We start from the raw sequence: 23,324 nt of genomic DNA on the forward strand, positions 1-23,324 counted from the left end.
GCGACCCAACGTTTCGCTCCACCTGTGCGTCGACACTGCGACAGGAACCACAACGCAGCACCCGATCACCGACGACCGGAGGGGACATGGCTCGCTGGCAGGACACGATGGAGCAGCTGGTGCGGACGCGCGAGCGCGCACTGCTCTCCTACGCCTACCTGGTGTGCGGCGACCCGGTCCAGGCTCAGGACCTGGTCCAGGACGCCCTGGTGCGCACCTTCTCGAGGGAGCGCAAGGGTCTCACCTCGGTCAAGGCCGAGGGCTACGTGAGGCGCGCCATCACCACCTCCTATGTCGATCTGTACCGCCGCCGCCAGCGGTGGCAGCGAGTCCAGCACCTGTTCCAGTCGGAGGCGATCGCTCCGGACCGGATGGGTCAGGTCGAGGCGGGATCGGATGTGGCCGATGCGCTGGCCACGTTGCCGCCTCGGGTGCGGGCGTGCGTGGTGCTGAGGTACTTCGACGACCTCACGGTTCCGCAGATCGCGCGGACCCTCGGCATCGCCGAGGGCACCGTCAAGCGCTACCTCAGCGACGGGCTGGGGCAGCTGGAGCTGGCGTTGGGGCCGCTCGAGGACGCAGGTGTTGCAGGTGAGGACGAGGTCCGGGTGGACTCGCCTCGCTCACAGGGAAGGAACGGATCATGAAGCTCTCGGACGCTCTGAGGGGCGCGGCCGACCGCGCTCCGGTGGATGATGCGACCATCTCCGTCGACGCCGCGACCGGTCGCGTGCGCCGTCGCCGCGCCGTGCGCGCTGGATCGACGGGCCTGGTGGGTGCCGGCGCCGTCGCGGTGCTCGCGTTCGGCGCGATCGGGCAGCTGGGCCCGCTGTCCGGCGACGACGCGCAGGACAGCCTCGCGGGCGGTGACGCGAACGTCGAGTCCGCCATGGACGGCGAGATGGGCGCTCCCGCGATGGCCGAGGAGGACTCCTCCGCAGGCGACACCCGGCTCGCCGAGCCGTGGATGTGCGGCTCGACCTTCGACCCCGAGACCAGCGGGTGGTCGTGGGGCGACACGAGCGGGGTGGAGTTCGAGGCACGAGCCCCCGAGCAGGACGGCCAGACGTGGTCTCTGCCGCAGACGCTCACCGCGCTGCGCCCGGTGGACCTGGTGGGCTCGCCGGACTACGTCGTGGTGTGGGACGGGATCGTCGTGGGCCGCATGATCTCGCCGGATCCGGTGGTCTACGGTCCGGCCGACGAGATGCTGGCGCCGCAGGACGGACCCTACGAGCGGCTCGACCCCGAGTCCGACTTCCCCCAGCTCGAGCAGTGGGTCACGCTCGACGCGGTGAACTGCTGGGATGGCTCGCCGCTGCCGGCCGGAGACTACGAGGTGCACTCCGCGTGGACGCTGGCGTACGCCGCGGACACCGCGCCCGGGGGCGAGTCGGGCGAGGCCCCGACCGAGCCGTCGCCGGCCGCGTCGCCCGACGTCACGGACATGCCCGTCGAGGAGGGCGCCGACGCGGCCGCACTTCCCGGCGCCGAGGACGCAGCGCTGTGGTTCCGCGTCGCGGCCGGCCCCGTGACGCTGACGATCGACGGCGAGCCCGTCGACGATCCGTTCGGCGCGTACCTGGGCGGGGACCAGCCGGGCGAGCCGGTGCCGCTCCCAGAGCCCATCGAGCCGCAGCCGCTTCCCGACGGCTACCTCACGCCGGACATCGCGCGGGAGCTGTTCGAGGCGAACCGCGTCGACGGCTCGTGGGAGATGGCCGCTGGCACCCAGCGGGTGGTCAAGGTCAGCGACTCTCGTTCGGACAACCCGGATGGCGACTGGCAGGCGAACTTCTACGGCTGCGTCTGGGACGACTCGGTGGACGGCGGCTTCCCGGAGCGATCCGCGGAGCTCGACCTGCTCGACGTGTCCGTCTCGGTGCCGTCGAGCATCTCGGTGAGCTACGGATTCGTGGTGGACGGCAATCCGCTGATGAACTCGACTGTCAGGAACGCCTCGGAGTACACGATCCCCGGGTTCTGGAGCGGGCCCAGCCCGCAGCTGTTCCTGGTCCGCGATGGCGTGGTGGTGGCGGAGGCCTACCCCCTCGGTCTCGACGACCAGATGGCGGCCATCGCTCGCGACCGCGCCGTCGTGGACGACGCGGATGACATGGCACTGACGATCGCGCCGGAGACGGGCGGCACGCTCGCACCTGGCGCCCAGCTGAGCGGCCGCTACCTGTGGCGGGACGTGACCGCCTGCGGCACGGGCGGGCAGATCGCTGCGGGCTCCTACACGGTCCTGGCGGCGCAGTCCATCAGCCTGAGCAACGAGGGACAGGTGGTCATGTACAGCGAGGGGGACGAGGGCAGCATCGGCGGCGGCGCGGAGCCCGGCATCCTGCTCCCCGAACCAGCCATCGACGTGCCGGAGTCCGGTGCTGAGGAGTCCGGCTTCGGGTCTGGCTCGGCGAGCGGCTCCGCAGACATGGTGGAGCCGGCGATCGCTCCGGCTCCCGACATGGAGTACGACTGGCTGGAGCTGCAGGTCTACACGTCGCTGGGCACCATCAGCGTTCGCTGACCGGTGCAGTGGCGGGCTGAGGCCCGCACGGACGCTGCCGCTGTGCGCGGACCACAGCGTCCGTGCGGTGCGAGTTTGGCGTTGTCCATTCCGCACGGCCCCCGTCTGTGGCAGGATGTCGCCAAGAGCGGGGTGGCATTCGCACAGACCTCGGCTCGCCAGCTCCCGGGGGCGGCGTGACCCCCTCAGCCGCGCCGCCTCCGGGTTCACCTCCCCCTACCGCTCGGCACGGCGTGCGCAGGCCCTGCCACCGCCACCGCGATCTGTGCGTCGCGGCCCCACGTCACCGCCACGGACACCACCGATCCCTGGACGGCGCAGAGCGACACGCGCACTCCGACCAGCGCTGCTGCCTCGCGTGCGCTCTGGCAGCCCGCACGGTGACCATCGTGCCCCTGTGCCGCAGCGGCCCTCGCCGCGTATGCGCCAGCGAGCGCGGCGGCATCCGCACCGTGCTGGGCCTCGATGCGTGAGCGCGCGTGACCGGCTCCCGCGACCACCGCGACGCCCAGCAGCACCGTCGCGAGCACGAGCGCCAGGGCGATCGCGCTGGCGGCCCCACGGTCGCGCACGGCGCTCACCATGCCCTCCGTGGGTCCCGGCACGGAGCCGTCTGTCGACCCCTGCCGCGCTGCCGCTCCCGGCAGCCGCGCCGGCCTGAGCCACACGGCAGAGCGTCGACTAGCATCGCCCCATGACCGGATGGCGCGCACGCTGGCGGCGGCGCGACACCGGCGTCGACGAGCCACCGCAGGAATCTCGAGATCAGGCACGCAGCACGTCGGAGCCATCCCTCGATCCCGACGCCTCTCACCGCGTGATCCTCCTCGCCTCGCGCTCGGACGGTGTGGGCGGGAGGCTTGCCGCGCTGCTCAACGGGATGCGCCTGGCACGGCTGCTCGGCGTCCCGCTGCGCTTGATCTGGCCCGCCGATCACGGGCTCGGATTCGGGATGACGATCCCACCGGCGGAGCAGGTGTTCTCCCCGCGGTTCCTCGCGGAGCACGCCGACGCTCCGCACGACGGTCGTCGCACGCGCCGCCTCCCGGCTGAGGAAGTGAGCCTGAAGGACCTGCGCAGCAGGCTCGATGCGCGTGAGGCATGGGCCATGCCGCTCGCCCTGCTGGACACCTGGGTGACGGACCGGGAGGCTGCGGGACCCTTCCGGCGCGAGTTCGACGAGGTCGAGTTCGCGCCCGCCTTCGCCACTGCGGTCGCCGCGGCCGATGCGATCGATGTGGAGCCCACGTGGTCGGCGCTGCACGTCCGTGGGGGCGACATCGTCTTTGGCCGCAACCGCCGGCACTTCATCCACACCCGCAAGGCGGTGCCCTACCCGGTGGTCGATGCGCTCGCGCAGCAGCTGCGCGCTGAGGGGCTCACGCCCCTGCTGTTCGGCCAGGAGCGGGACGTGCTCGAGACGCTGGCCCGTCGCCACGGCGGCCAGGTAGCGCTCGACCTGCTGCCGGGGGAGCTCCAGGGTCTTCCGCTCGCGCTGGCCGAGATGGTCCTCATGTCGCGCATGCCGCGCATCGTCGCGTCCGACAGCGTGTTCGCGCGGATGGCGACCGCGCTGAGCGGCACACCTCTCACCCGCCCGGAGGATCTGCTCCCGCCGGACGAGCAGGCCGCCGTCTGCGATCGGGTCGACCCTGACGCGTGGCCGCCGCTCGCCGTGGCCTACGCACACTTCTACGGGTACTACGTGACGCGGGACACCGCGTCGCCGCACGCGAGCCTGCCCAGAATCGAGGCCGCGGCCGCGGCCGATCCGGACAATCCCCTGTACCCGATCGTCCAGGCATCGCTGCTCGAACGACTGGGACGGGACGTCGACGCCGAGGCCGTCCTGGCTCGCGCGCACGCGGCGACCTACCCCGAGGACATGGGGGATCTCGAGTCGACGCTGGCGCTGCGGTTCGGGACGTGGCGGCTCCTGGAGGAGTTCGTGGCGCCCATCGAGCGGCTCGCGGAGCGCGGCAGCCCGACCGCAGCGACGCTGACGGCACGCCTCGCCGATTCCTGACCGCGCGCCCACGGCGCTCACCACCCTGCGCCCGCGAGCGAGGTCGAGGTGGCGGAGGCGACTGGGAGCCAGACTGCGGCCGCGATGCCGACGCTGACCGTCGCGCCGCCCTGCTGGCCGTGGTCCACGGTCACCGTCGCGTCCGGTGCCACCGCGAGGACCGCGAGCACCGCAGCGTCAGCCCCTTCTACCGCCGCGATGCGAGCGCCCATCGCGGCCGCATCGGCCGCGACCACCCCGGCGCGCGCCCAGGCGACGGCGGACAGCACCATGCCGAGCACGAGCACGACCGCGGGCAGTGCCGCCGCGAGCTCGACGGTCACCGACCCGCGGTCGCGTCGCGCCCGGCTCATCCGAACGCCGAGTGCAGGATGTCCGTGAGCATCCCGCGCACCTCGTCCGAGCGGATCAGCGCGATGAGCACGCCTGCGAACGCCGCCGCGGCCACCGTCACGAGCGCGTACTCGGTGGTCGCCATGCCGTCGTCCTCCCGCAGGTCCCACCGCCGGAACTGGGTCATGGTGTCTCCTCTCCACTTCCCGGCGCCTGTCGCCGAGGAGCGCAGCCAGACTGCGTCGCGGATCGCGACGGCCGCACGCGCGGACGGCGAGGTCTGGGGACGGCCGATGCACGGCCCTGGGCTGTGGACGGACGTCACGGCGCGCTCACATCGCCGAGCACGTCGCCCGCACCGCCGATCCCAGCCCCGGCCACGACCGCTATCACGAGCGGGAGCACGCCTGCCAGCGCGAAGGCTGGCAGCAGGCATGCGGCCAACGGCAGCGTGAGGCGCACGCCGAGCTCTCCAGCGGCCCGGAGCGCGTGGCGCCGCTCGTCGCGATCCAGCCGCACCATGGCGGAGCGGATGCCGTATCGCGGGGGCGCCCCGGACGCCACCGCGAGCGCGAGCGGCCGGGCGAGGGCCTGAGCGACTGCGTGCGAGCCCACGTCCCACTGTCCCGTCTCGCACGCACGGGCGAGCGCGCCCAGCGCTTCGGCCGTCTCGCGGTCGGCCACCCGGGCGACGCGGTGGCACGCGGTCGCGACAGGCAGACCGGAGGCGAGCGCGGCATCCACGAGCGCGAGCACCACCGGGACGGGGAGCGGGCCCGCCCTGTCAGCGACGCGTCGCGCTCGAGGCCGGCTGTGCCTGCGCGGCGGCCCCTGCGCTGCGGCCACCATGCGCGTCATCCAGCGCGTTCCCGCCCACGTCAGCGCCAGCGCCGTCGCGAGCAGCGCCCACCCGGCGGGCTCGGTCACCAGCATGGAGAGCGCGCCGGGGTCCACCATGGCCGCCAGACCCATCCCGACGAGCGGCAGCCACCGCAGGATGCGCGCGCTCATGCGCGGGCCTGCCAGAGCAGCCTCCGTCGCGTCCCGCGCGTCGCGCACGCGCGCAAGCGCCTCGTCGATCGCGTCCAGCACACGGACCAGCGGCGCGCCCGTGTCGCGCGCAAGGATGGCGGCGGCGCGTGCGCACCGTGCTGCGGTCGCGTCGCCCGCGAAGCCCTGCGGACTCGGGTCCGGCAGTCCCTCCTGGTCGACCGGCACGCCAGCGGTGAGCCACGCGCGATCGGGCGACAGCCCTGCGTGCAGCAAGGCGGTGACGTCCGCCAGCACCGCGGAGGCGTCGCCCGTCATGCTGTCCACCGCGCCAAGGCATCCGCCGCAGGCCCCGGAACGAACCGGCCGGAGCTGCCGCGGGACAACGCCGGCGCCATCGCCAGCGAGCCCCCGCGCATCGCGGGCACGGCCACCTCCGCGAGCCTGCGGCCGGCGCCGGTCCGCTCGACGTGCAGCACGGCGTCGAATGCCGCGGCGGCCTGCGCTGCGACGGCGGGCTCGGGGATGCCCGCGAGCGCACCCAGCGTCGACAGCCGGGTGGGCACATCAGCGCTCGAGTTCGCGTGAAGCGTGGTCATCGAGCCTGGATGACCCGTGTTGAACGCGGACAGCACGTCGCGGATCTCGACGCCGCGGCACTCCCCCAGCACCACCCGGTCCGGTCGCATGCGCAGTGCCTCCCTCACGAGCTGCGCGAGGCTCACGGCGCCCGCGCCCTCGACGTTGGGGCGGCGCTCGACCAGGCGGACCAGATGGGGATGCGACGGGGCGATCTCCCCCGCCTCCTCGATGACCACGATGCGCTCGTGCGGATCCACCAACGACAGCAGCGCCGCCACGAGGGTGGTCTTGCCGCTGCCGGTGGAGCCCGTCACGAGCAGCGACGCGCGCGCACGCACGAGGCCCTCGAGCACGCGGCGGGACAGGCTGTCGATGGCCCCGGAGGCGGACAGATCGTCGAGGGTGAGCGCCTGCTCGCGCACCATCCGCAGCGAGATCGCGGCGCAGTCGGGCACGACGGGCGGCAGCACCGCATGCATGCGCGTGCCGTCGGGGAGGCGCGCGTCCGCGACAGGGCTCGCGTCGTCGAGCCGGCGGCCTCCTGCGGAGGCGAGGCGGACGGCGAGCGCGCGCACCGCGTCGGCCGTGTCCAGGGCCACCACCACGCGCTCGAGCCGGCCGCCGCGGTCGATCCATGCCTCGCCTGGCGCGTGCACCAGCACATCCGTCACGCCGGGGGCGCCGAGCCACGGCGCGAGCGGTCCCGCCCAGGTCTCCCGATCACCGTCCGTCACGGGGAGACCGTGGCGCGCATCGGCCGGAATGCGCACCCGCGAACCTGGCGTTCTGTGGACACTCGAGCATCGCTGCGTGCTGTGGACGGTGGGCCGATGCGCCATGTCACCTTGGACGACTAGGGTGGCGCCGTAAGGGAGGTGCCCATGCCCATCCGCAACCGCGGCGGCCGCTCGGCCGCGTTCTTCGACCTGGACAAGACCATCATCGCGACCAGCTCGTCGATGGCCTTCTCGCGCCCCTTCTACGACGGCGGTCTCATCACGCGCTCGCACGCGCTGCGCACGGCCTACGCGCAGTTCCTGTTCCTCGTGGGCGGCGCGGACGAGCGCCAGACCACGCGTCTGCGCGACTCTCTCAGCGACCTCATCAAGGGTTGGGAGGTCGCCAAGGTCAGGCAGATCGTGCAGGAGACCGTGCATGAGCACATCGACCCGGTGGTGTACGACGAGGCGCTCGCGCTGATCCGCCGCCACCAGCAGAACGGCCGTGACGTGGTCATCGTGTCCGCCTCCGCGCGAGACGTGGTCGAGCCCATCGCCCAACTGCTGGGGGCCGATGCCGTGGTGGCGTCCGAGCTCGAGGTGAAGAAGGGCTTCTACACCGGCGAGATCACGTTCTACGCGTACGGCGAGGCGAAGGCGGACGCGGTGCGAGCCCTCGCCGAGGACAAGGGCTACGACCTGAGCCGCTCCTTCGCCTACTCCGACTCGATCACCGACACTCCCATGCTGGACGCGGTGGGCCACGGCTTCGTGATCAATCCTGACCGGCAGCTGCGCGCCGCGGCCGCGCACCACGGCTGGGGCGCACTGCGCTTCAAGAAGCCGGTGGGCCTGCATTCCGGGCCGTCGACGCGGTCCACCGTGGCGACGGTGCTCGTGGCCGCAGCCGTGGTCGCCGGCATCATCCTGCTCGCACGGGCCGGCCGGGCCGAGGACGACTAGCGCAGCGCAGTCGAGGGAGCAGGGGGCGATGGCGCGGTGGCGAGACGCTCACGACGCGCTCGCTCGCGAGCGCTACCCGCACCTGGTCTCCTTCGCGGCTCTTCTCACCGGCGACGATGCGGCCGCCCGCGCGCTGGTGGATGAGGCGCTGGTCGCCGAGCTGTCCCGGATCCGCGGCCGCGTCCGCTCCTCCGAGGTCGAGGAGGCGGTGCGTGCGCGCGTCGCCCGCGAGTTCGTGCGCCGCGACGGTGAGCGCGCCCCGGGGGTTCGGTCGAGGGAGCACCGCATGGAGGTGCCCGCGCCCGTCGCTGAGCCCGAGCCGCATCCCTCGGCGTTCGCCCCGCCGGGACCACGTGCCTTGGAGCCGGTGAGCGGTGACCCTGAGCAGGCCCCGGCGCAGGAGCCACCTCCGCGCACCCAGCCCGTCGCCATCGGTGAGTCGCTCGCGTCGCTTCCAGCGCTCGAGCGAGCGATCGTGCTCCTTCATCATGTCGAGCGCCTGTCACCTGCGAGCATCGCCCGGACCCTGGGCCACGACGCGGAGGAGGTGCGGACGCGGCTGGCCGCCGCCGATCTCGAGATGGGTCGCGAGACGGGACTCACCACGCGACCTGCGGCGTACGCCGAGGGCGACCACATCGAGATCGCGGTGACCGTCTCCCCTGCGGGGCGCACGTGACGGGCGATCTGGGCAACGGGCTGCGGGATCTCGCGCACGAGGGCGCGCGAGCGCGCGAAGGGCTCGAGGCCGCGCCGTCGACAGCCGCGGCGGTGCGACGCCGGCGATCCGTGCGAGGCGGCCTCTGGGCCGCGGGAGCGGTCGCGGGCCTCGGTCTCGTGGGCGCAGCAGCCGCTCCGTCCGTGATGGACGCCTTCGCGTCGGATGCAGCTCCCGAGCCGGCGCCCACCCTGTCCGTCACTGACACGGTGGTGGACCACGCGACCGTCGCCTTCGAGGACTCCACCGGCGAGGACTGGCTCGCTCCCACGGAGGTCACCGGTGCGGAGGCCTGCGGAGGTCCGCTGCCGGGCCCGGAGGCCTCCTCGGGCGAGTTCGCGGCCACCTTCGCACTGCCGGACCGGGACACGATCGCGCTCGATGCATCGGAGCAGCTCTCGGTCGCCACGGTCGAGGTGGCCTACGGCGGGTCCGAGGACCTGCCTGCGATCAGCGACGCTGATGATGGCGCTCTTCGCGCGCGATGGCGTGGTCGTGGGCTACAGCACCAGCTACGACGTCGGGGGCATGCGCACCTGGCACCCAGGCGGGTCCGTCCGCCACACCTGGGACTCGCACTCGTGGGCCGCGGCGTGCCCCGTCGACGGTGACATCGCGGACCACGCCTTGGAGTCCGGCGAGTACCAGGTGGCGTGGACGCTGAGGGTGCACGCCTCGCAGGAGGCGAACGCGCAGGTCGCTCTCGCGAACGAGGGCTACTCGGTGCCCCACTCCTCGACGCTGGAGCTCTTTCGCGAAGGCTCCTACGACTGCATGCAGATGATGAGCTACGACAGCGCCGTGCCACTCACGTGCGACCCCGGTGCGCTGTTCGGCACGGAGATCGACCTCGAGGCGGGCACGGTGACGTTCCCGTACCGCGCGAGCGCGTACGAGCGCGACGTGGATGCGACGTTCGTGTCCCAGCCGCAGACCATGACCCTCGAGGGTGACACGGGCATGGACTGGTGGACCCAGTTCGAGGAGAGCCACCCTCCCTACGAGCCGGGCACGCCACTGGCCTGCGGTGACCAGATCAGGGCCTCGAGCGACGGCGTCATGCTCGCCTGGGATGTCACCTGGGACCAGCTCGTCTCGGGCTCCGTCGTCGCCGGATCCGCGTGGCGCTGGATGCCGGACTGGTCCACCGTGAGCGTGTCCTTTCCCGAAAGCACCCGGATCTGGCTCCTCACCAGCGAGGACGTGTTCTATGAGATGGAGGACGGCAGTCAGGTGGGCACCTCCGTCGACACGATCGCGGGGTGGGTGGACGTCGACCTGCCGGCGCAGATCGAGATGGTCCGCTATGACGGCCCCACCGAGCTCGACATCGCGCTCGGCGCAGTCGAATGGTGCGGTGGGTCGCCCCCCGCGCGCGAGCGCCCGCCGTACGGCGTGATCGTCGACCCGCACCAGGAGTCCGACGGGTCGGGCACCGCCCGCGAGGTCGTCGAGGCCATGCAGGTCTGGTCGGACCAGCCGTGGTGAACGCGCTCGAGCCATCCGGCGCCCCTGGCCGGTCGAACACCCATCGAGACCGCGCCTGCGCAGCGCATGCGCGGACGTAGTCTCAGAGCAGACGAGGGAGAGGGACACGTGCCGCGCTGGCAGGACACCTACGACGCGCTCACCGGCGAGCGCTATCCCGACCTGATCTCCTACGCCTTGCTGTTCGAGGACGACGTGGAGGTCGCCGAGTCCCGAGTGCAGCAGGCGCTGCTGTCGGTGGTGCTGCGGGGGCGCGACTTCACCAGCATCGATGAGGTCGAGACGCGGGTACGGACAGAGATGGTCCGCGCGGTCATCGACGCTGCGCCCCGCACCGCACCTCCCGCGTCCGTCACCGAGCAGCAGACCGAGCCGGATCCATCAGCGTTCGTGCCGCCGACGGCGCCCGGCTCGACGGATGCCAGCGAGCCGAGTGAGCCCTCCCACGACGAGCCTCCCGGGGCCGAGCCGCTGCGGGACGCGCTCGCGGCCCTCGACCCCCGCAGTCGCGCCGTCGTGATCCTGCACCACCACGACGGCCATGCGGTACGGCGAATCGCGGAGCTGACGGGGATGCGGGAGGACGAGATCAGCGCGCGACTCGCCGCTGCGGGATCGGAGCTGAGCACCCGAGCGGGCGTGACGGTCGCTCAAGCCACCCACGACGATGCTCTCGCGGGCATCGAGCTGACGGTCACCACTGAGCCCGAGCGCAGGCGCACCCGTGGCTGACCTCGGGCCCGAGCTTCGGGCGCTGCGTGAGGGCCTGCGGTCCGAGCACGCAGCCTCGACGCCACCACCGAGCCTGCGACGGGACATCGCGCGCTCGCGCCGCACGCGGGCAGGGCTGTGGTCCGCCGCCGCGGCCGTGGGCATCGTGGCGATCGCCGCCTCCGCGCTGCCCGCGCTGCTGGCTCAGGACGAACCCGATCCGGCGGCCACCGCAGCGCTGCCCGCGATCGACCCGCCGGTGTACGTGGATGCGACCGTGAGCTTCGACGAGGCGACGGACTGGCTCGACGACCCCGCTTCGGCGGGTCCTCCGCAGTGCGGCACCCCGATGCCGCAGTCGCTCGCGGCCCGTGACGGCTTCAGCGCCACGCACGAGATCCCGACGGCGGTCACGATGCAGCGGGATGCGTATCGCACCATCGTGGAGGCGAGCGTGACCATCCGCTACGGGCGCTACGACGAGTTCCCGGTGATCGTCGATCCCATGACCGGACTGGTGGGACGGGACGGACTGGTGGTGGGCTGGCTGCCGCCCAGCGCCCAGCGGGGCGTCAACATCTTCGTGCGCGGCTACCCGTCCACCCAGACATGGGACGGCCTGGGTGGCATCGCGATCGCATGCCGCCAGTCTCCCGACCAGCCGGCCACGCAGCTCGAGCCCGGGGACTACGAGGTCGCATGGATGACGCGCGTGCACTCGAGCGAGACCGCGAACGCCAAGGCGGACCTGGCCCAGCGAGGGTTCGCCATCCCGCCCACCGCGGTGCTCGCGGCATACCGCGAGGGGTCCTACGAGTGCGAGCGCCTCCAGGGCTGGAGCGGCACCGTGCCCATCACGTGCGATCCCGGCGCGGTGCCGGGCACGGAGATCGATCTCGACGCGGGCAGGGTGACGTTCCCGTATGACGAGGACGCGCTGGGCCGCGAGGTGGACGTGACGCTCGTCTCGCAGACCGTGCCGCTCACGATCGCGCCGGCGCCGTCGGACCCACGCGACGTCATCGAGGCGCAGAATCCCCCGCACGAGCCTGGAGAGCCCATGCAGTGCGGCGACAGCTACGGCGCCCTCGACGGCAGCGACCTGCGGTTGAGCCTCACGGTTCCGTTCGACGATCTCGAGTTCGGGTCGACCACGGAGGTCGAGGCGTGGGTGCAGGGCTTCGACTGGACCCAGGCGGCGGTGACGCTCCCGGCGACCGCACCCCTGTGGATCACGCAGCGCGAGCAGCGGCGTGCCGCGCTCAACGATGGCGGCTCCTACGGGTACACGCTCCACGAGGTCGTGGGCCGGGTCGAGGTCACGCTCCCGGAGCGCATCGCGATCGACCGCTACGAGGGCCCCACCTCCGTCACCATCGACGTGAGCGCCGTTCAGTGGTGCGACGGCCCGCCCTCGGTGAGCGCGGCGGCGCTGACGTACTCGATCCTCGCACCGCACACCGTCGAGCTCGACGACGAGGCGCGCACGTTCGAGCTGGTGCGGATCGACTGACCGCACACAACGTTTCGCCCCCCGCCGTGCGTTGAACTACTGAGACCACCGCACCGCCGCAGACTTCGGGGGAAGACATGGCACGCATCGCGATCACCGCCGGGGCGGGGCTGATCGCCCTGCTGCTGGGCATCGGAGTGGGGTGGACGGCGCAGCAGTGGCAGCCCTCGTCCGGCGCTGCGGACCTGGGCGCGCGGACGCCCGTCGAGAGCGTCGGTTCGTGAGGCATTTCCCACAGGGGATGCCCCTGACCAGGCACGGTGCAATGTCATACCGCAGGACTATCGATTCGTCCCATTCGAGGACGTACGCTTGAGCCTCAACAAGCCGGATCTACCGTGGCGCGAGCGTGCGCCGGAGGGACACGACGTCGCAATGAACAAGGGGCTCATGGCCGTGGGCGCACTGGCCATCGCAGGAGCCTCCGCGGCGATCGGGTGGTACGGCGTCAAGCTGCTGGTCGAGCCCGATGCGCAGGCCGGCGCGGAGCCCGCCGTCACCCCCACCGAGGACGCCGCGGCCACCATCCCCGTCACCTTCGACGCGCAGCACATCGAGTCCGAGGCCGCCGGTCTGTTCACCCCGCCGGCATGCGGCGAGGAGTGGTCCTCCCCGGCGCAGCCCGCCAACGGCGTGGTGCCCGAGGTCTCGGTGACCAACGACGCCACCGGGGCGACCGCGAACGTCAGCTTCGTGACCACCGAGGAGCAGGCCCTCGCATTCCTGGCTCAGGAGGGCCAGATCATCGTCACCCGCGATGGCGTGGTCGTGACCCCGGACTGGGGCAGCGAGTTCGTCCCCGAGTACCGCGTCGCATCCCCCGAAGGGCCCTCGACGAGCTCGTCCACGATCGAGTTCTCCGGGGCATCGCTGTGCGACGTGGCCGCCGAGCTGTCCGCGATGTGGGATGACTTCGACTGGGAGAACGCGACCGACGAGGAGATCGCCGCGCGACAGGCTCAGGCCGAGGCGTTCGAGAACGACAACCGCGACCTTCCCGCAGGCGAGTACAAGGTCTACGCGTGGACGCCCGTGATCCTCGGCAACTCCGCTGCCGCCGCTCGCGCGCTGATCGAGGAGGGCTTCACCGACCTCGCGTACCTGCAGTACACGGCCGGATACTCGCCGCTGGCCGACTCTGCGGAGATCGAGCAGTACTGCGAGGAGTCGCCGACCCCTGACGGCTCGACCGAGCTGCTGTGCGACGTCCCGCAGGACGTGCTGGCGACGCTGCTGCAGCGCGACGTGCCCGAGCACTACGTGATCGAGGCGACGCCCGCCGTGGCCATCTCCGAGGCCGCGACCTTCACCATCGAGTAGGCGCGGATCCGGCGCGGAAGCACCCGCGCATCGGCCGTCTCGCGAACGAGGCCGCCGAGCTCAGCCGGTCTTGCGGCGGAAGTCCTTCACGGCGTGCGCCTCGCCGTTGCCGTGCAGGCCGGTGCTCGCGGTCGCCTGCACGCCCGGGCGGGACATCTGGCCGTCATTGCCCACGAAGCGGGACATGACCTCCTGCCTGTCACCGTCCTTGATCGCGGCGAGGAAGTCCTGAGCCTCCTGGTCGCGCATCATCTTCGCCATCTTCCCGTGATGGAAGATCGCGACCTCTCCGTTGGTGCGGGTGCGGTAATCGAAACCTTCGGCTCCAGACATGGTGCCATCGTCACACCTTTGCCGCGGATGCGCGCGTTGGGCGCTCCGTCAGTCCTCGCTGGGCGACTCCTCGCCATCCTTCTCGCGCGGCTCGCCATCGCCATGCGGCGTGGGCCGCACCGAGGCCTCCTTCTGCGCGGGATGGGTGTCCTCGGGCTCGGTGGTGCCGCTCGAGGGCTTGGTGACGTCGCGCTTGTCGGTGCTCATGAGTTCATGGTCGCACCCGAGGGGGCCGCTGGCGAGTAGATTTCGCGGGTCGCGGACACGGGAATGATGCAGACGATGCGTGAGCTGGCGGGAGCTGCGTCCCCTCCTCAGGCGACGCGTCGTCGATGCTCGGCCGGGCTCACGCCGCGCACCCGCTTGAACGCCGCGCTCAGCGCGAACGGCGACGAGTACCCCACGGCGCGTGCGACGGACGCGATGGTCGCATCATCCGCCAGCAGCATGTCCGCGGCCAGATCCAATCGCCAGCCGGTCAGATACGCCATGGGCGCGTCCCCCACCAGGGCGGTGAAGCGGCGCGCGAACGCGGCACGGGACAGACCGGCCTCCCGTGCGAGCATCTCCACGGTCCACCCGCGGGCAGGGTCGTGGTGGATGAGTCGCAGCGCGGCTCCCACTGCCGGGTCCGCGTCCGCGCGGTACCAGCCGGGCGCGTCGGCGCGGTCGAGCCAGGCTCGCAGGCACGTGATGAGCAGCAGGTCCAGCAACCGGTCGAGCACCGCCTCCTGACCAGGGAGGTCGTGGACCACCTCCCGGGCCAGCAGCTCGACCAGGGTGGCGTCGACGTCGCCGCGTCGCAGCACCAGCCGGTGCGGCAGAGCGCGCAGGATCCGCCTGCCCACCGCTCCATCCAGAGGGTAGGTGCCGGTGATGATGACCGTCTCGCCCTCGAGGTCGTTGCCCCAGGAACGCACGCCGAACACCTGCATGGGGGACGGACCGCCGTCGATGGCGCGGCACTGATCGGTGGGACCCACGACCACCGTGGGCGCGGTCTGCGGGCGGTCCGCGACCACGTAGTGCTCGGGACCGCGCAACAGCACCACGTCGCCGGTCTCCAGGAACTCCCCGGGATCGCCGTCGTTCGTCGCCGGACCCACCCACGCTCGTCCACGCAGGACCGGGACCACGGTCAGCGGCGCCTCGTCCTCGATGCGCATGCCCCACGGCGCACGCAGGTGGCTGCGCAGCAGGAAGGCCCCCCGCGCACGAGGGCCGTCGAGCAGGCCGGTGACCACGTCCATGGTCTGAGCGTAGGCGCGAATGCCGCTCGGTGAGACGCATGCATATGGAAGCGAGCGCATCGGCCATGGATCGTCTCACCCACCGCGACGAGACTCAGAGGCGTTCACCCATCACCCTGAGGAGGCAACCATGTCCCAGCAGTCGCTCGCCACGTCCACGCCCGCCATCGATCCCGGTGGGCCCACCGTCGTGCTGGGCGCCACCGGCAAGACGGGCCGGAGGGTCGCCGCCAGACTCGACGCGCTCGGCGTTCCCGTGCGGCGCGCATCCCGCGGCTCCACCCCCCGCTTCGACTGGGGAGACGAGTCCACGTGGGCGCCGGTGCTCGACGGCGCCACCGCTGCCTACGTCGCGTACGTGCCGGACTTGGCCATCCCCGGCGCCCCGGACAGGGTGACCCGGCTCGCCACGCTCGCCTCTCACCTGGGCGTCACGCGACTCGTGCTGCTGTCCGGCCGCGGGGAGGTGGAGGCGCAGCGCGCGGAGGCGATGGTCGCCGAGGCGTTCCCCGCCCGCACCGTCGTGCGGTGCGCGTTCTTCGCCCAGAACTTCGACGAGAGCTTCCTGCTGCAGCCGTTGCTCGAGGGCACGCTGGCGTTGCCGGTCAGTGACGTCACCGAGCCGTTCGTGGACCTCGAGGACGTCGCCGAGGTCGCCGTCGCGGCCCTCACGTCCGATGCGCACGCTGGCCAGGTCTACGAGCTCACCGGCCCCCGGGCACTGACGTTCGCGAAGGCTGTCGCGGCCATCGGCGCGGCCGCGGATCGCTCGATTCAGTACGTCCCGCTCACCATGGGGCAGTTCGCCGATGGGCTGCGCGCCTCTGGCATGGACGACGCCGAGGTGGGGCTGCTCGAGTACCTCTTCACCGAGGTGCTCGACGGGCGCAACGCGACCCCCTCCGATGGGGTGCGCCGAGCGTTGGGCCGCGAGGCGACGGACTTCCACGACTACGTCGACCGCGCGGCAGGTGCCTGGCGCGTGGAGCCGCAGGCATGAGTGCGTACCAGGCCCTGGTGGTGGCCGCGATCGTGGTGACCGGCATGGCGGCCGGCGTGCTCTACGCGTTCTCCGCGTTCGTCATGGCGGGCATCAGCGAGCAGCCAGCATCCGCGGCTGCAGCGACCATGCAGGCCATCAACCGTCATGCACAGCGCTGGCGTCTAGGCCTCCTCCTCCTGGCGACCCTGGCCGTCCCAGCGGCTACCGCCCTCGCCGCCGTGGTTGGCGTCGAGCCCGGGCGCGGCTGGGCTGTCGCAGGGGCCGCCGTCACCGTGGCCGGCGTGCTGGGCGTGACGGCCGTGGGCAACGTGCCGTTGAACGAGAGGCTCGCTCGTGCGGCGGAGCCAGTCGAGATGTGGGGTCGGTTCGTGCGGCCATGGCTCGCGTGGAACCACCTCCGGACGGCGGCGGGCGCGCTCGCGTGCGGACTGTTCGCGATCGCGCTGCACGCCTCCGGCGGGTAGCGCGGGGAATCGGGGTCGGTGATCGTCAAGCTGGCGCTGGAGGGATGGTGCTGACCACCGGTGCGATCGTCGCCGCGGCGCTCATGACGGGTGTGACGTTCGGCGCGGTGGCACGCTTGGATCACGGAGCACCACGGCCTCACCCCACGACTGGAGACACCGGTGACAGCACTTCCTGACGACGAGGTTCAGTACTGGAACAGCCGCAGCGCTGCGGCGCGCACCATCCTGAAGGGCGTCGTGATGGCGGCGCTCGGACTGGGCGTGATCGCCATCATGATCTTCTGGTCGGACGACCTTCCCGTGGTGGGTCGCGTGATCTTCGCGCTCATCATGGCCATCCCGCTGTTCAAGGGCCTGGGCATGCTGACCACGGGGATCGGGATGACCACCGACGAGGGCAAGCTCGCCGTCGCCGTGTCCCGCCAGGGCGTTCGCGCGCCCGGCGTGGGCCTCACACCGTGGGAGAGCGTCGAGAAGATCCAGGTGTTCTCCGGCGACCGCAGCGCCAGCTGGCGGTCCGTGGTCGGCGGCGCCATGAGCAAGGACCGCGATCTGCGCGTGGTGCTCACCCGCAAGGACGATGCGCAGGCGCCTCAGGTGGAGATGGCACGCTCGGTGGCGATGGCCTTCGAGAGCGACCTGGAGGGCCGCGACAAGGAGTTCTACGAGATCGCGCGACTGGTTCACGCTGCCGCGAGCGAGCGCGGCATCCCCATGACGGTGCTGGCCGCCGGCCGGCCGTGGGTCGCCGAGGAGCTCGGCATCCCCGCCGCCCAGCAGATCTGATGGTGGCGGAGAGGTGCCGGACGCGCGCCTATGGAAGGCTTGCCCCCGCGGGGTGGGCAGAATGTACCTTCTGTGGCAGGGCTACCGGCGCATGCCTGAGCCCGGCAAGGTGGAGGATGCACGCCGGCCGCGACTGAGAGAGAGGCACGCATGAGCGACGCACCTGAGAGCACCCCGCGGCAAGGGTGGGGACCGGTGCTGCGGCGCCGCCTGATCGAGCTGGGCATCGCCGTCGTGGTGGTCGTGGGCCTCCTGATCTGGTTCTTCAGCTCTGAGCCCTCCACCATGCGCACACGACTGATCGGCATCCCCTTGGTGTTCGCGATCGTCGGGCTCGTGGGTCTCGTGGTCCGGCTCGTCATCGACCTCTCCAAGGCCGCGAGCGGTGCTGCCGCTCCTGAGGCTGGAGGCAGCCGCACGGTGCGCGGCGATGCGATCGTCTACGACTACGACCCGAGCGCGGCTGGACGACTCGCGGCAGCCTGCTTCGTGACGGCGGCTGTGATGCTGGCATTCGCCGCGTGGATGGTGTCGGTGTCGATCGCGAACGACCGCTTCCTCCAATGGTGGACCATCGCCCTCCTGGCGGTCCTCCTCTTCCCTGTGGTGGTATTCGTCTGGCGTGGCTTCGCAGTGCGTGCCCGGCTGCGCCGCGGGGCGGCCATCGAGATCTCGCAGTCCGGCCTGCGACTCGATGGCTCCGAGCTGCTTCCGTGGGACCGCATCGACCTCATCCTGATCGACGGACGCGAGGGCCGCTACCCTCCGATCTCGGGCCTGCTGGCGAAGGCGCTGTTCGGCGTCAACCACGTGCGGGTCGCTGCGTTCAAGCCGGGGCGTGAGGACCAGCAGATTCCCAGCACCTACCTGGGCGCCTACGACGTCGCACTGCCCGGCGGCAGGGCAGACTTCATTCGAATCGGCCAGGACCTCCTTCAGGCGTCCGCGCCGCACCAGGGCGTGCGCCTGAGGATCGCCGAGGACGTGTTCGAGCACCTGCGCAAGCGGATCGGTGACGTCCAGCCGTACAGCGGTGCGGAGGAGACGGAGATCTCCCTCGCGCGCATCCAGCAGGCCGCCGACGGGTCCCGAGGGCGCCGCTGAGAGGCGCCGGCGGCATGCAGCTCGCGCTCGTGAGCAACGCCACAGGGCTGGCTAGTGACGGGTCGTGGGCGCGTGCGGTAGCGTAGGCCCCGCGATGGCACCGCACACGTCCTAGGAGGGGTAATGGCCGAGATCAAGGTCACTTCGGAATCACTGTCGAGCGTCGCGAACCAGCTGTCGTCTGGGGCCACCCAGATCGAGTCCCAGCTGGCGAACCTGAAGTCGCTCGTGAACGGCCTCGTGGCCGGCGACTGGGGCGGTGCCGCCTCCCAGAGCTTCCTGGATCTGTTCGAGCAGTGGGACACTGCCGGCATCCAGCTCAAGGAGTCCCTGGTGGGCATCTCGGACCAGCTGTCGAAGACGGCGCTGGCGTACGAGGAGTCCGAGAGCAACATCGCGAACTCGTTCCGCGGCTGACCCTCGTCCCCTCGCCCCCGCACTGCGGGAGCGCCTGAGGTGAGGAGTCCTCGTGGCACATTTCTCTGTCTCGACAGGGTCGATCGCGGGCAGCGCGGCAGCGTTGAGCGGACTGCTCGCGGAGTTCGACCAGCACGTCGACGCGGCCAACGGTGCCGTGACCGGTGTCGTGGGAGCGTCCTGGAACGGCGCCGCCTCCGATACGTTCGGTGAGAGCTGGAGCTCGTTCCTGATCGACGCCGCCGCGACCCGCGCGGCACTCGCGTCGATCGTCCAGCGCATGGGCGGCGCGGAGGCCACCTATGAGAGCACCGAAGCGTCCAACACCTCGGCCGCACAGTCGGGTGCCGCCGCGATGCGCTCGGGTGGCTCCTCGGCCAACCGAGGTGGCGCCGCCACAGCGGAGGCTCGCTGACGTGGCTGAACACGCCTTTGACACTGCAGAGCTTCGCTCGCTCGCCCGTGAGCTCGACGACCTCGCCGCGTTCCTCGAGCGCTTCCAGAGCCAGACGAACAGCCACGGCCAGGCACTCCTCAGCTCGTGGTCCGGTCGAGCCTCCCAGGAGTTCATCGCGGAGGTCGCCGTCTGGGCGGCCGGCGCGACCGCTCTTCAGCAGCGAGCGAGCGTCCTGGCCGAGTGGGCGCATGGAGCCGAGGCCACCTACGACACCGCTGTCGAGCAAGCCAAGGGGGTGGTCGGCTCCTAGCCGGACATCATGGTCGCTGTCACCGTAGAGCCCCTCGACTACGCACGCGCATCCGACACCGCCGGTCGCGATGCGGACACACTGCGCCGCGGCGTAGGCCAGAGCTTCTCCGTGCTGAGCCGCTGCTTCAACATGGCCGGCACCGACAACGGCGGCGAGAGCTTCGCGGCAGCCTATGACGACGCCGCCGAGGCCGTCGTCACCCAGTCCTACGGCGTGGCCGACGCCGTGGATCAGTGGTCCGGCGCCTTGATGGCGATCGCCCAGATCCACTCCGCTGCCGACCGCTCCGTACGAGGCTTGAGCGGCCCCGCCACTGGGCTCGAGCTCCCCCCGGGGCCACAGGGGTGCATGCAGAGCCGCCCGCCGAGCGCCTCCGGCGGTGATCCCTCCTCGGTGCCGGGTCTCGACCTCATCATCGACACTCTGGGCTACGCGTGGCCCAACGCGCAGACGGGCCTCCTGCGCGACGCCGCCGGAGGCTGGGACGGCCTCTCCGGCGACCTGGAGGCGAGCGCGTCGCGGGTTCGTGCCCTCGCAGGCATGCTCGCGGGCGTCGACTCTCCCGAGCGCAGGACCATCGAGACCCAGCTCGCCGATCTCGCCACCGACATCGAGACGCTGGCCGGGATCGCCTCCGGCGGTGACGACTCGCTGGCGCATGCCTGCCGCGCCTATGCCGACCAGGTCGACGAGGTGCGCGAAGAGGCTCTCATCCTCCTGCGCGACCTCGTGATCGAGATCGCCGCCACCATCGCCGTCAGCGCCGCGCTCAGCGTGGTCACCTTCGGCATCGGGGCCGCCGGCGGCGCCGCGGTCATCGCCACCCGCATCGCCGTGGTCGTCGCGCGCATCGCGCCCCGCATCGGAGCACTGGTGACCAAGGCGATCCAGTTCGCCCAGGCGATGCAGCGTATGGTCACGGCGAGCCGTGCTCTCAGCCGCATCACCGCCATCTCCGTGCGCGTGGGCGCCGAGGGCCTTCAGGAGGTCGCCGCCGTCCAACTGGCGCACGGGTTCCGCACCGCGACCGGCCTGGAGGGCGGGCAGGCGCCGCCTGCCCTGTTCACCTCCTTCGTGGCGGGCGGTGTCGGTGGAGCCTTCAGCGATGTCGCGAAGTTCGTGCCGGGAGTCGGACGCAGTGAGCATCTCCTCAAGGGCGCGATCGGGGGCAGCCTCGCGTACCCGCTGGAGTCGCTCATGGAGGGCGACCAGCTCACCTGGAACGGGTTCGTGCAGTCGGTGGCCCTCAGCAGCGCCGCCGGCGGCGTGGCAGGAGGCATGACGCGCAAGGTCGACGACCGCCTGGGCGTCAACCAGAACAGTTCGACCGACACCTCGGCATCGGGCCCCACCACACCCGCCAGCACCACGGTGCCCACGGTGAGCGGACCTGCGGCCTCGACCCCGGCGGTCGGTGGTCCTTCCGGTCCGCGACCTGACTTCGACGGCCCCCAGACAGGGGCCTCGGATCCGGGCTCTGCCGCAGGTGCGGACGCTCCCGTGCACATCGAGTCCGGGGACGCCCCCACCGTGGGCGCGTCCGACGCGGCACCGGCGGCGCCCACCGGAGGCGGAACACCGGTCCCCCAGGGCGACGCTCCCGTTGCGACCGGCGGCGACGCCGGGCCTGCGGCACCCCAGGGCAGTGCTCCTGACGTCAGCGCGCCCGAGGTCAGTGTGACCGATGGGCCTGTCGCGACGTCTGATGCGCCGAGCGCGCCCGTCGGAGACACCGCCACGCCTGAGCCGTCTGCTGCTCCGACTCCCGTGAACGACGCTCCGGCCCCGGAGCCGGTGCCGACGTCGACGTCGACGTCGGCAGACTCCACGCCGCTCGACTTTGGCGAAGCCCCCGCCGTCGACGGCACGCAAGCACTGCCTGGCACCCCCCTTGACGGACCGTCCCAGCCCGCTGGCGACGGCGGTCTGGATGCAGAAGCGCCTGTCGATGGCGGCGTCGATGTCCCAGTCGAGACGACGGATGCTGCGCCTGACACATCGGAGGCTGCCTCACCTGACGGCCCCGTCGCGACACCCTCAGCGGAGAACGCGGACCACCTCGTGGCGGGCGCCACTCCCCCGCCGCGGGATCCGGAGATCCCCACCGAGGCGAACACCTCTCCGCTGGGAATGGCGACCGTCGAGTCCGATCGTGCTGTCGAGTACCTGCACAATGAAGGCCTCTACCGGGAGCCGGGGAGCGCACGCACCGACCTGGGTGCGGGTGACTACGGCGTCACGTTCATGAGCCAGTCATCCTTCGACGCGTTCATCGCAGGCAATCCTCACGCCACCCTTGGCCCTCCTGGAGGCCAGGCCTGGCTCATGAGCCCTTCTGATGCGATGAAGATCACCTCGCTGGACGACGCGGCCCTCGCCACCGGCCAAGCAGAGTCTGTCGCCACTGCGGCGGCGAGCGGTGAACCGCTGGTGGCGCTCTTCACACCGATCGACCATCTCGATCCGACGGTGCCCACTGCTGCGTCCGCTGGCACCAACCCTCACTTCCTCGAGGGCGGATACACCGCCAATGTCGATCCCGCTTCCGGCACCACGACCATCATGGACATCCAGGAGTTCGTGGTGACCGGCGGCAGCCCCATGCCTCCGGGGACCATGATCATGCAGCTGACGGACAATGGCTGGACGTACGTAGGGATCATTCGGTGACAGCAGTCGACTGGGGCTGCGAGGTGTGCCGCCTGGACCTCTACACGCGGCCTCTCACTCACATCGCGCTCGTGGCAGAGTCCGTGCCGATGGCGATACGCATCTACCAGTGCGACACGTGCGGGACGTGGTTCAAGTGGGACCTCAGCGACCGGCTGTTCGTGCTCGAGAACGACGATGCACAGGCGTTGCTCGCGCAGATCGAGAAGGAGGCGTGACGTGCCCACTGACAACGATGTGTTCAACTCGCTGGTGAACGAGCCCGTGGACGATCCGGGCGTCGCTGAGGCACTGGGGCGGCTGTTCGCTCGCCTCACCGTCGCGGTTCCCAGCAGCACCGATCCCAGCGGCCCCGAGGGCATGACGCCCCTGACCACGGAGCTCGATGGCGTACCGCACGTCATGGTCGCCACGTCGAGCGCGGCGCTGGAGTCCGCCGGCAAGATCGCGTCGTTCGCCATCGAGACCACCGGCGCTGGGGCCATCGGCATGATCGCGCCCGGATGGGGCATCGTGGCTGATACCGGCCGCGCCTCCTGCGCCTTCTCGCCTCAGCGACTCGCCGCACTGCGCGCCGAGTCGACGCCCGAGTGACATCCCCTGGGGCCAGCACACCGAGCCTGTCCACCGAGGCTGCGGAGGCACGCGGACCTCGCTCCACCCGCGCATCGGCTGTCTACCAGGCAGCCTT

Annotated in this window: 29 protein-coding genes; 21 read left to right on the forward strand and 8 right to left on the reverse strand. The window is 71.5% G+C overall.

The annotated features are described in order from the left end of the window. Nucleotides 1-86: 86 nt before the first annotated feature. On the forward strand, nt 87-647 hold the full coding sequence (locus Dac01nite_RS02855; RefSeq protein WP_203653252.1) for a sigma-70 family RNA polymerase sigma factor: 561 nt from the start codon (nt 87-89) through the stop codon (nt 645-647). Next, nucleotides 644-2,530: a hypothetical protein gene (locus tag Dac01nite_RS02860; protein WP_203653253.1), complete on the forward strand. Its 1,887-nt coding sequence runs from the start codon at nt 644-646 to the stop codon at nt 2,528-2,530. The genes Dac01nite_RS02855 and Dac01nite_RS02860 overlap by 4 nt, the downstream gene beginning before the upstream one ends. A gap of 206 nt (nt 2,531-2,736) precedes the next feature. Here the strand turns inward: Dac01nite_RS02860 and Dac01nite_RS02865 are convergent, their stop codons facing one another. Next, nucleotides 2,737-3,135, reverse strand: coding sequence for a hypothetical protein (locus Dac01nite_RS02865; protein ID WP_203653254.1), 399 nt, complete (start codon nt 3,133-3,135; stop codon nt 2,737-2,739). Between the two features lie 89 nt (nt 3,136-3,224). Here Dac01nite_RS02865 and Dac01nite_RS02870 point away from each other — a divergent pair, with 89 nt between their 5' ends. Continuing rightward, nucleotides 3,225-4,556 (forward strand): hypothetical protein, encoded by a 1,332-nt coding sequence (locus tag Dac01nite_RS02870; protein ID WP_203653255.1) that lies wholly within the window; start codon nt 3,225-3,227, stop codon nt 4,554-4,556. A gap of 17 nt (nt 4,557-4,573) precedes the next feature. Here Dac01nite_RS02870 and Dac01nite_RS02875 read toward each other — a convergent pair whose 3' ends face one another. From Dac01nite_RS02875 to Dac01nite_RS02890, 4 genes are all read right to left on the reverse strand, one after another. Further along, the gene (locus tag Dac01nite_RS02875) at nt 4,574-4,909 is read right to left on the reverse strand and encodes a pilus assembly protein TadE (RefSeq protein ID WP_203653256.1); all 336 of its coding nucleotides are present in this window, start codon (nt 4,907-4,909) and stop codon (nt 4,574-4,576) included. Beyond that, on the reverse strand, nt 4,906-5,076 hold the full coding sequence (locus Dac01nite_RS02880; RefSeq protein ID WP_203653257.1) for a DUF4244 domain-containing protein: 171 nt from the start codon (nt 5,074-5,076) through the stop codon (nt 4,906-4,908). The genes Dac01nite_RS02875 and Dac01nite_RS02880 overlap by 4 nt, the downstream gene beginning before the upstream one ends. Before the next feature lie 134 nt (nt 5,077-5,210). Continuing rightward, nucleotides 5,211-6,206, reverse strand: a complete 996-nt coding sequence (locus tag Dac01nite_RS02885) for a type II secretion system F family protein (RefSeq protein WP_203653258.1) — start codon at nt 6,204-6,206, stop codon at nt 5,211-5,213. Continuing rightward, a complete protein-coding gene (locus Dac01nite_RS02890; RefSeq protein ID WP_239066471.1) occupies nt 6,194-7,195 on the reverse strand; it encodes a TadA family conjugal transfer-associated ATPase in 1,002 nt (333 codons plus the stop codon). Before Dac01nite_RS02890 ends, Dac01nite_RS02885 begins: the two co-directional genes overlap by 13 nt. A 147-nt stretch (nt 7,196-7,342) precedes the next feature. On the opposite strand from Dac01nite_RS02890, the gene Dac01nite_RS02895 reads away from it, so the two are divergent. The 8 genes from Dac01nite_RS02895 (at nt 7,343) to Dac01nite_RS02930 (ending at nt 13,893) form a co-directional block, all read left to right on the forward strand. Then, entirely contained in the window at nt 7,343-8,143 is an 801-nt protein-coding gene (locus Dac01nite_RS02895) for an HAD family hydrolase (RefSeq protein WP_203653260.1), read from the forward strand. Nucleotides 8,144-8,171: 28 nt separating this feature from the next. Further along, a complete protein-coding gene (locus Dac01nite_RS02900; protein ID WP_203653261.1) occupies nt 8,172-8,822 on the forward strand; it encodes an RNA polymerase sigma factor in 651 nt (216 codons plus the stop codon). Beyond that, nucleotides 8,819-9,472, forward strand: coding sequence for a hypothetical protein (locus Dac01nite_RS02905; RefSeq protein WP_203653262.1), 654 nt, complete (start codon nt 8,819-8,821; stop codon nt 9,470-9,472). The genes Dac01nite_RS02900 and Dac01nite_RS02905 overlap by 4 nt, the downstream gene beginning before the upstream one ends. Further along, a complete protein-coding gene (locus Dac01nite_RS02910; protein ID WP_203653263.1) occupies nt 9,390-10,349 on the forward strand; it encodes a hypothetical protein in 960 nt (319 codons plus the stop codon). The genes Dac01nite_RS02905 and Dac01nite_RS02910 overlap by 83 nt, the downstream gene beginning before the upstream one ends. Before the next feature lie 108 nt (nt 10,350-10,457). Further along, a complete protein-coding gene (locus Dac01nite_RS02915; protein WP_203653264.1) occupies nt 10,458-11,081 on the forward strand; it encodes a sigma factor-like helix-turn-helix DNA-binding protein in 624 nt (207 codons plus the stop codon). Next, nucleotides 11,074-12,573 (forward strand): hypothetical protein, encoded by a 1,500-nt coding sequence (locus Dac01nite_RS02920; RefSeq protein WP_203653265.1) that lies wholly within the window; start codon nt 11,074-11,076, stop codon nt 12,571-12,573. The genes Dac01nite_RS02915 and Dac01nite_RS02920 overlap by 8 nt, the downstream gene beginning before the upstream one ends. 77 nt (nt 12,574-12,650) lie before the next feature. After that, nucleotides 12,651-12,797: a hypothetical protein gene (locus tag Dac01nite_RS02925; RefSeq protein ID WP_203653266.1), complete on the forward strand. Its 147-nt coding sequence runs from the start codon at nt 12,651-12,653 to the stop codon at nt 12,795-12,797. Nucleotides 12,798-12,948: 151 nt separating this feature from the next. Then, nucleotides 12,949-13,893: a hypothetical protein gene (locus Dac01nite_RS02930; protein WP_203653267.1), complete on the forward strand. Its 945-nt coding sequence runs from the start codon at nt 12,949-12,951 to the stop codon at nt 13,891-13,893. Between the two features lie 60 nt (nt 13,894-13,953). Here Dac01nite_RS02930 and Dac01nite_RS02935 read toward each other — a convergent pair whose 3' ends face one another. The 3 genes from Dac01nite_RS02935 to Dac01nite_RS02945 form a co-directional block, all read right to left on the reverse strand. Further along, nucleotides 13,954-14,226, reverse strand: a complete 273-nt coding sequence (locus tag Dac01nite_RS02935; RefSeq protein WP_203653268.1) for a hypothetical protein — start codon at nt 14,224-14,226, stop codon at nt 13,954-13,956. Between the two features lie 48 nt (nt 14,227-14,274). Next, complete coding sequence (locus Dac01nite_RS02940) at nt 14,275-14,433, reverse strand: hypothetical protein (RefSeq protein WP_203653269.1); 159 nt, start codon at nt 14,431-14,433, stop codon at nt 14,275-14,277. A gap of 107 nt (nt 14,434-14,540) precedes the next feature. After that, entirely contained in the window at nt 14,541-15,476 is a 936-nt protein-coding gene (locus Dac01nite_RS02945; RefSeq protein WP_203653270.1) for an AraC family transcriptional regulator, read from the reverse strand. A gap of 130 nt (nt 15,477-15,606) precedes the next feature. Between Dac01nite_RS02945 and Dac01nite_RS02950 the strand changes: the two genes are divergently transcribed. The 10 genes from Dac01nite_RS02950 (at nt 15,607) to Dac01nite_RS02995 (ending at nt 23,227) form a co-directional block, all read left to right on the forward strand. Next, nucleotides 15,607-16,476: a Rossmann-fold NAD(P)-binding domain-containing protein gene (locus tag Dac01nite_RS02950; RefSeq protein ID WP_203653271.1), complete on the forward strand. Its 870-nt coding sequence runs from the start codon at nt 15,607-15,609 to the stop codon at nt 16,474-16,476. Continuing rightward, nucleotides 16,473-16,943: an anthrone oxygenase family protein gene (locus tag Dac01nite_RS02955; protein ID WP_203653272.1), complete on the forward strand. Its 471-nt coding sequence runs from the start codon at nt 16,473-16,475 to the stop codon at nt 16,941-16,943. Before Dac01nite_RS02950 ends, Dac01nite_RS02955 begins: the two co-directional genes overlap by 4 nt. 162 nt (nt 16,944-17,105) lie before the next feature. Continuing rightward, nucleotides 17,106-17,732 carry a hypothetical protein gene (locus Dac01nite_RS02960; RefSeq protein ID WP_203653273.1) on the forward strand — a complete coding sequence of 209 codons (627 nt, stop codon included), beginning with the start codon at nt 17,106-17,108 and terminating at the stop codon, nt 17,730-17,732. A 150-nt stretch (nt 17,733-17,882) separates the two neighbouring features. Further along, nucleotides 17,883-18,836, forward strand: a complete 954-nt coding sequence (locus Dac01nite_RS02965; RefSeq protein ID WP_203653274.1) for a hypothetical protein — start codon at nt 17,883-17,885, stop codon at nt 18,834-18,836. 123 nt (nt 18,837-18,959) lie between these two features. Next, complete coding sequence (locus tag Dac01nite_RS02970) at nt 18,960-19,253, forward strand: WXG100 family type VII secretion target (protein WP_084038767.1); 294 nt, start codon at nt 18,960-18,962, stop codon at nt 19,251-19,253. A 52-nt stretch (nt 19,254-19,305) separates the two neighbouring features. Continuing rightward, entirely contained in the window at nt 19,306-19,668 is a 363-nt protein-coding gene (locus tag Dac01nite_RS02975) for a WXG100 family type VII secretion target (protein ID WP_203653275.1), read from the forward strand. Between the two features lies 1 nt (nt 19,669). After that, on the forward strand, nt 19,670-19,960 hold the full coding sequence (locus tag Dac01nite_RS02980; protein WP_203653276.1) for a WXG100 family type VII secretion target: 291 nt from the start codon (nt 19,670-19,672) through the stop codon (nt 19,958-19,960). Nucleotides 19,961-19,969: 9 nt separating this feature from the next. Next, a complete protein-coding gene (locus Dac01nite_RS02985) occupies nt 19,970-22,633 on the forward strand; it encodes a hypothetical protein (RefSeq protein ID WP_203653277.1) in 2,664 nt (887 codons plus the stop codon). After that, entirely contained in the window at nt 22,630-22,851 is a 222-nt protein-coding gene (locus Dac01nite_RS02990) for a hypothetical protein (RefSeq protein ID WP_203653278.1), read from the forward strand. Before Dac01nite_RS02985 ends, Dac01nite_RS02990 begins: the two co-directional genes overlap by 4 nt. A gap of 1 nt (nt 22,852) precedes the next feature. Continuing rightward, nucleotides 22,853-23,227, forward strand: coding sequence for a hypothetical protein (locus Dac01nite_RS02995; protein WP_203653279.1), 375 nt, complete (start codon nt 22,853-22,855; stop codon nt 23,225-23,227). Nucleotides 23,228-23,324: the final 97 nt, after the last annotated feature.

The sequence above is a fragment of the Demequina activiva genome, from assembly GCF_016862815.1.
Taxonomy (GTDB): domain Bacteria; phylum Actinomycetota; class Actinomycetes; order Actinomycetales; family Demequinaceae; genus Demequina; species Demequina activiva.

Excerpts from the sequence above, each read along its gene's own strand:
- Dac01nite_RS02945 (WP_203653270.1), bottom strand. The coding sequence starts at position 15,476 with ATGGACGTGGTCACCGGCCTGCTCGACGGCCCTCGTGCGCGGGGGGCC.
- Dac01nite_RS02895 (WP_203653260.1), top strand. The coding sequence starts at position 7,343 with ATGCCCATCCGCAACCGCGGCGGCCGCTCGGCCGCGTTCTTCGACCTG.
- Dac01nite_RS02860 (WP_203653253.1), top strand. The coding sequence starts at position 644 with ATGAAGCTCTCGGACGCTCTGAGGGGCGCGGCCGACCGCGCTCCGGTG.
- Dac01nite_RS02925 (WP_203653266.1), top strand. The coding sequence starts at position 12,651 with ATGGCACGCATCGCGATCACCGCCGGGGCGGGGCTGATCGCCCTGCTG.
- Dac01nite_RS02955 (WP_203653272.1), top strand. The coding sequence starts at position 16,473 with ATGAGTGCGTACCAGGCCCTGGTGGTGGCCGCGATCGTGGTGACCGGC.
- Dac01nite_RS02875 (WP_203653256.1), bottom strand. The coding sequence starts at position 4,909 with ATGAGCCGGGCGCGACGCGACCGCGGGTCGGTGACCGTCGAGCTCGCG.
- Dac01nite_RS02965 (WP_203653274.1), top strand. The coding sequence starts at position 17,883 with ATGAGCGACGCACCTGAGAGCACCCCGCGGCAAGGGTGGGGACCGGTG.
- Dac01nite_RS02970 (WP_084038767.1), top strand. The coding sequence starts at position 18,960 with ATGGCCGAGATCAAGGTCACTTCGGAATCACTGTCGAGCGTCGCGAAC.
- Dac01nite_RS02985 (WP_203653277.1), top strand. The coding sequence starts at position 19,970 with ATGGTCGCTGTCACCGTAGAGCCCCTCGACTACGCACGCGCATCCGAC.
- Dac01nite_RS02870 (WP_203653255.1), top strand. The coding sequence starts at position 3,225 with ATGACCGGATGGCGCGCACGCTGGCGGCGGCGCGACACCGGCGTCGAC.
- Dac01nite_RS02910 (WP_203653263.1), top strand. The coding sequence starts at position 9,390 with ATGCGCACCTGGCACCCAGGCGGGTCCGTCCGCCACACCTGGGACTCG.
- Dac01nite_RS02880 (WP_203653257.1), bottom strand. The coding sequence starts at position 5,076 with ATGACCCAGTTCCGGCGGTGGGACCTGCGGGAGGACGACGGCATGGCG.
- Dac01nite_RS02935 (WP_203653268.1), bottom strand. The coding sequence starts at position 14,226 with ATGTCTGGAGCCGAAGGTTTCGATTACCGCACCCGCACCAACGGAGAG.
- Dac01nite_RS02950 (WP_203653271.1), top strand. The coding sequence starts at position 15,607 with ATGTCCCAGCAGTCGCTCGCCACGTCCACGCCCGCCATCGATCCCGGT.
- Dac01nite_RS02940 (WP_203653269.1), bottom strand. The coding sequence starts at position 14,433 with ATGAGCACCGACAAGCGCGACGTCACCAAGCCCTCGAGCGGCACCACC.
- Dac01nite_RS02855 (WP_203653252.1), top strand. The coding sequence starts at position 87 with ATGGCTCGCTGGCAGGACACGATGGAGCAGCTGGTGCGGACGCGCGAG.
- Dac01nite_RS02900 (WP_203653261.1), top strand. The coding sequence starts at position 8,172 with ATGGCGCGGTGGCGAGACGCTCACGACGCGCTCGCTCGCGAGCGCTAC.
- Dac01nite_RS02930 (WP_203653267.1), top strand. The coding sequence starts at position 12,949 with ATGAACAAGGGGCTCATGGCCGTGGGCGCACTGGCCATCGCAGGAGCC.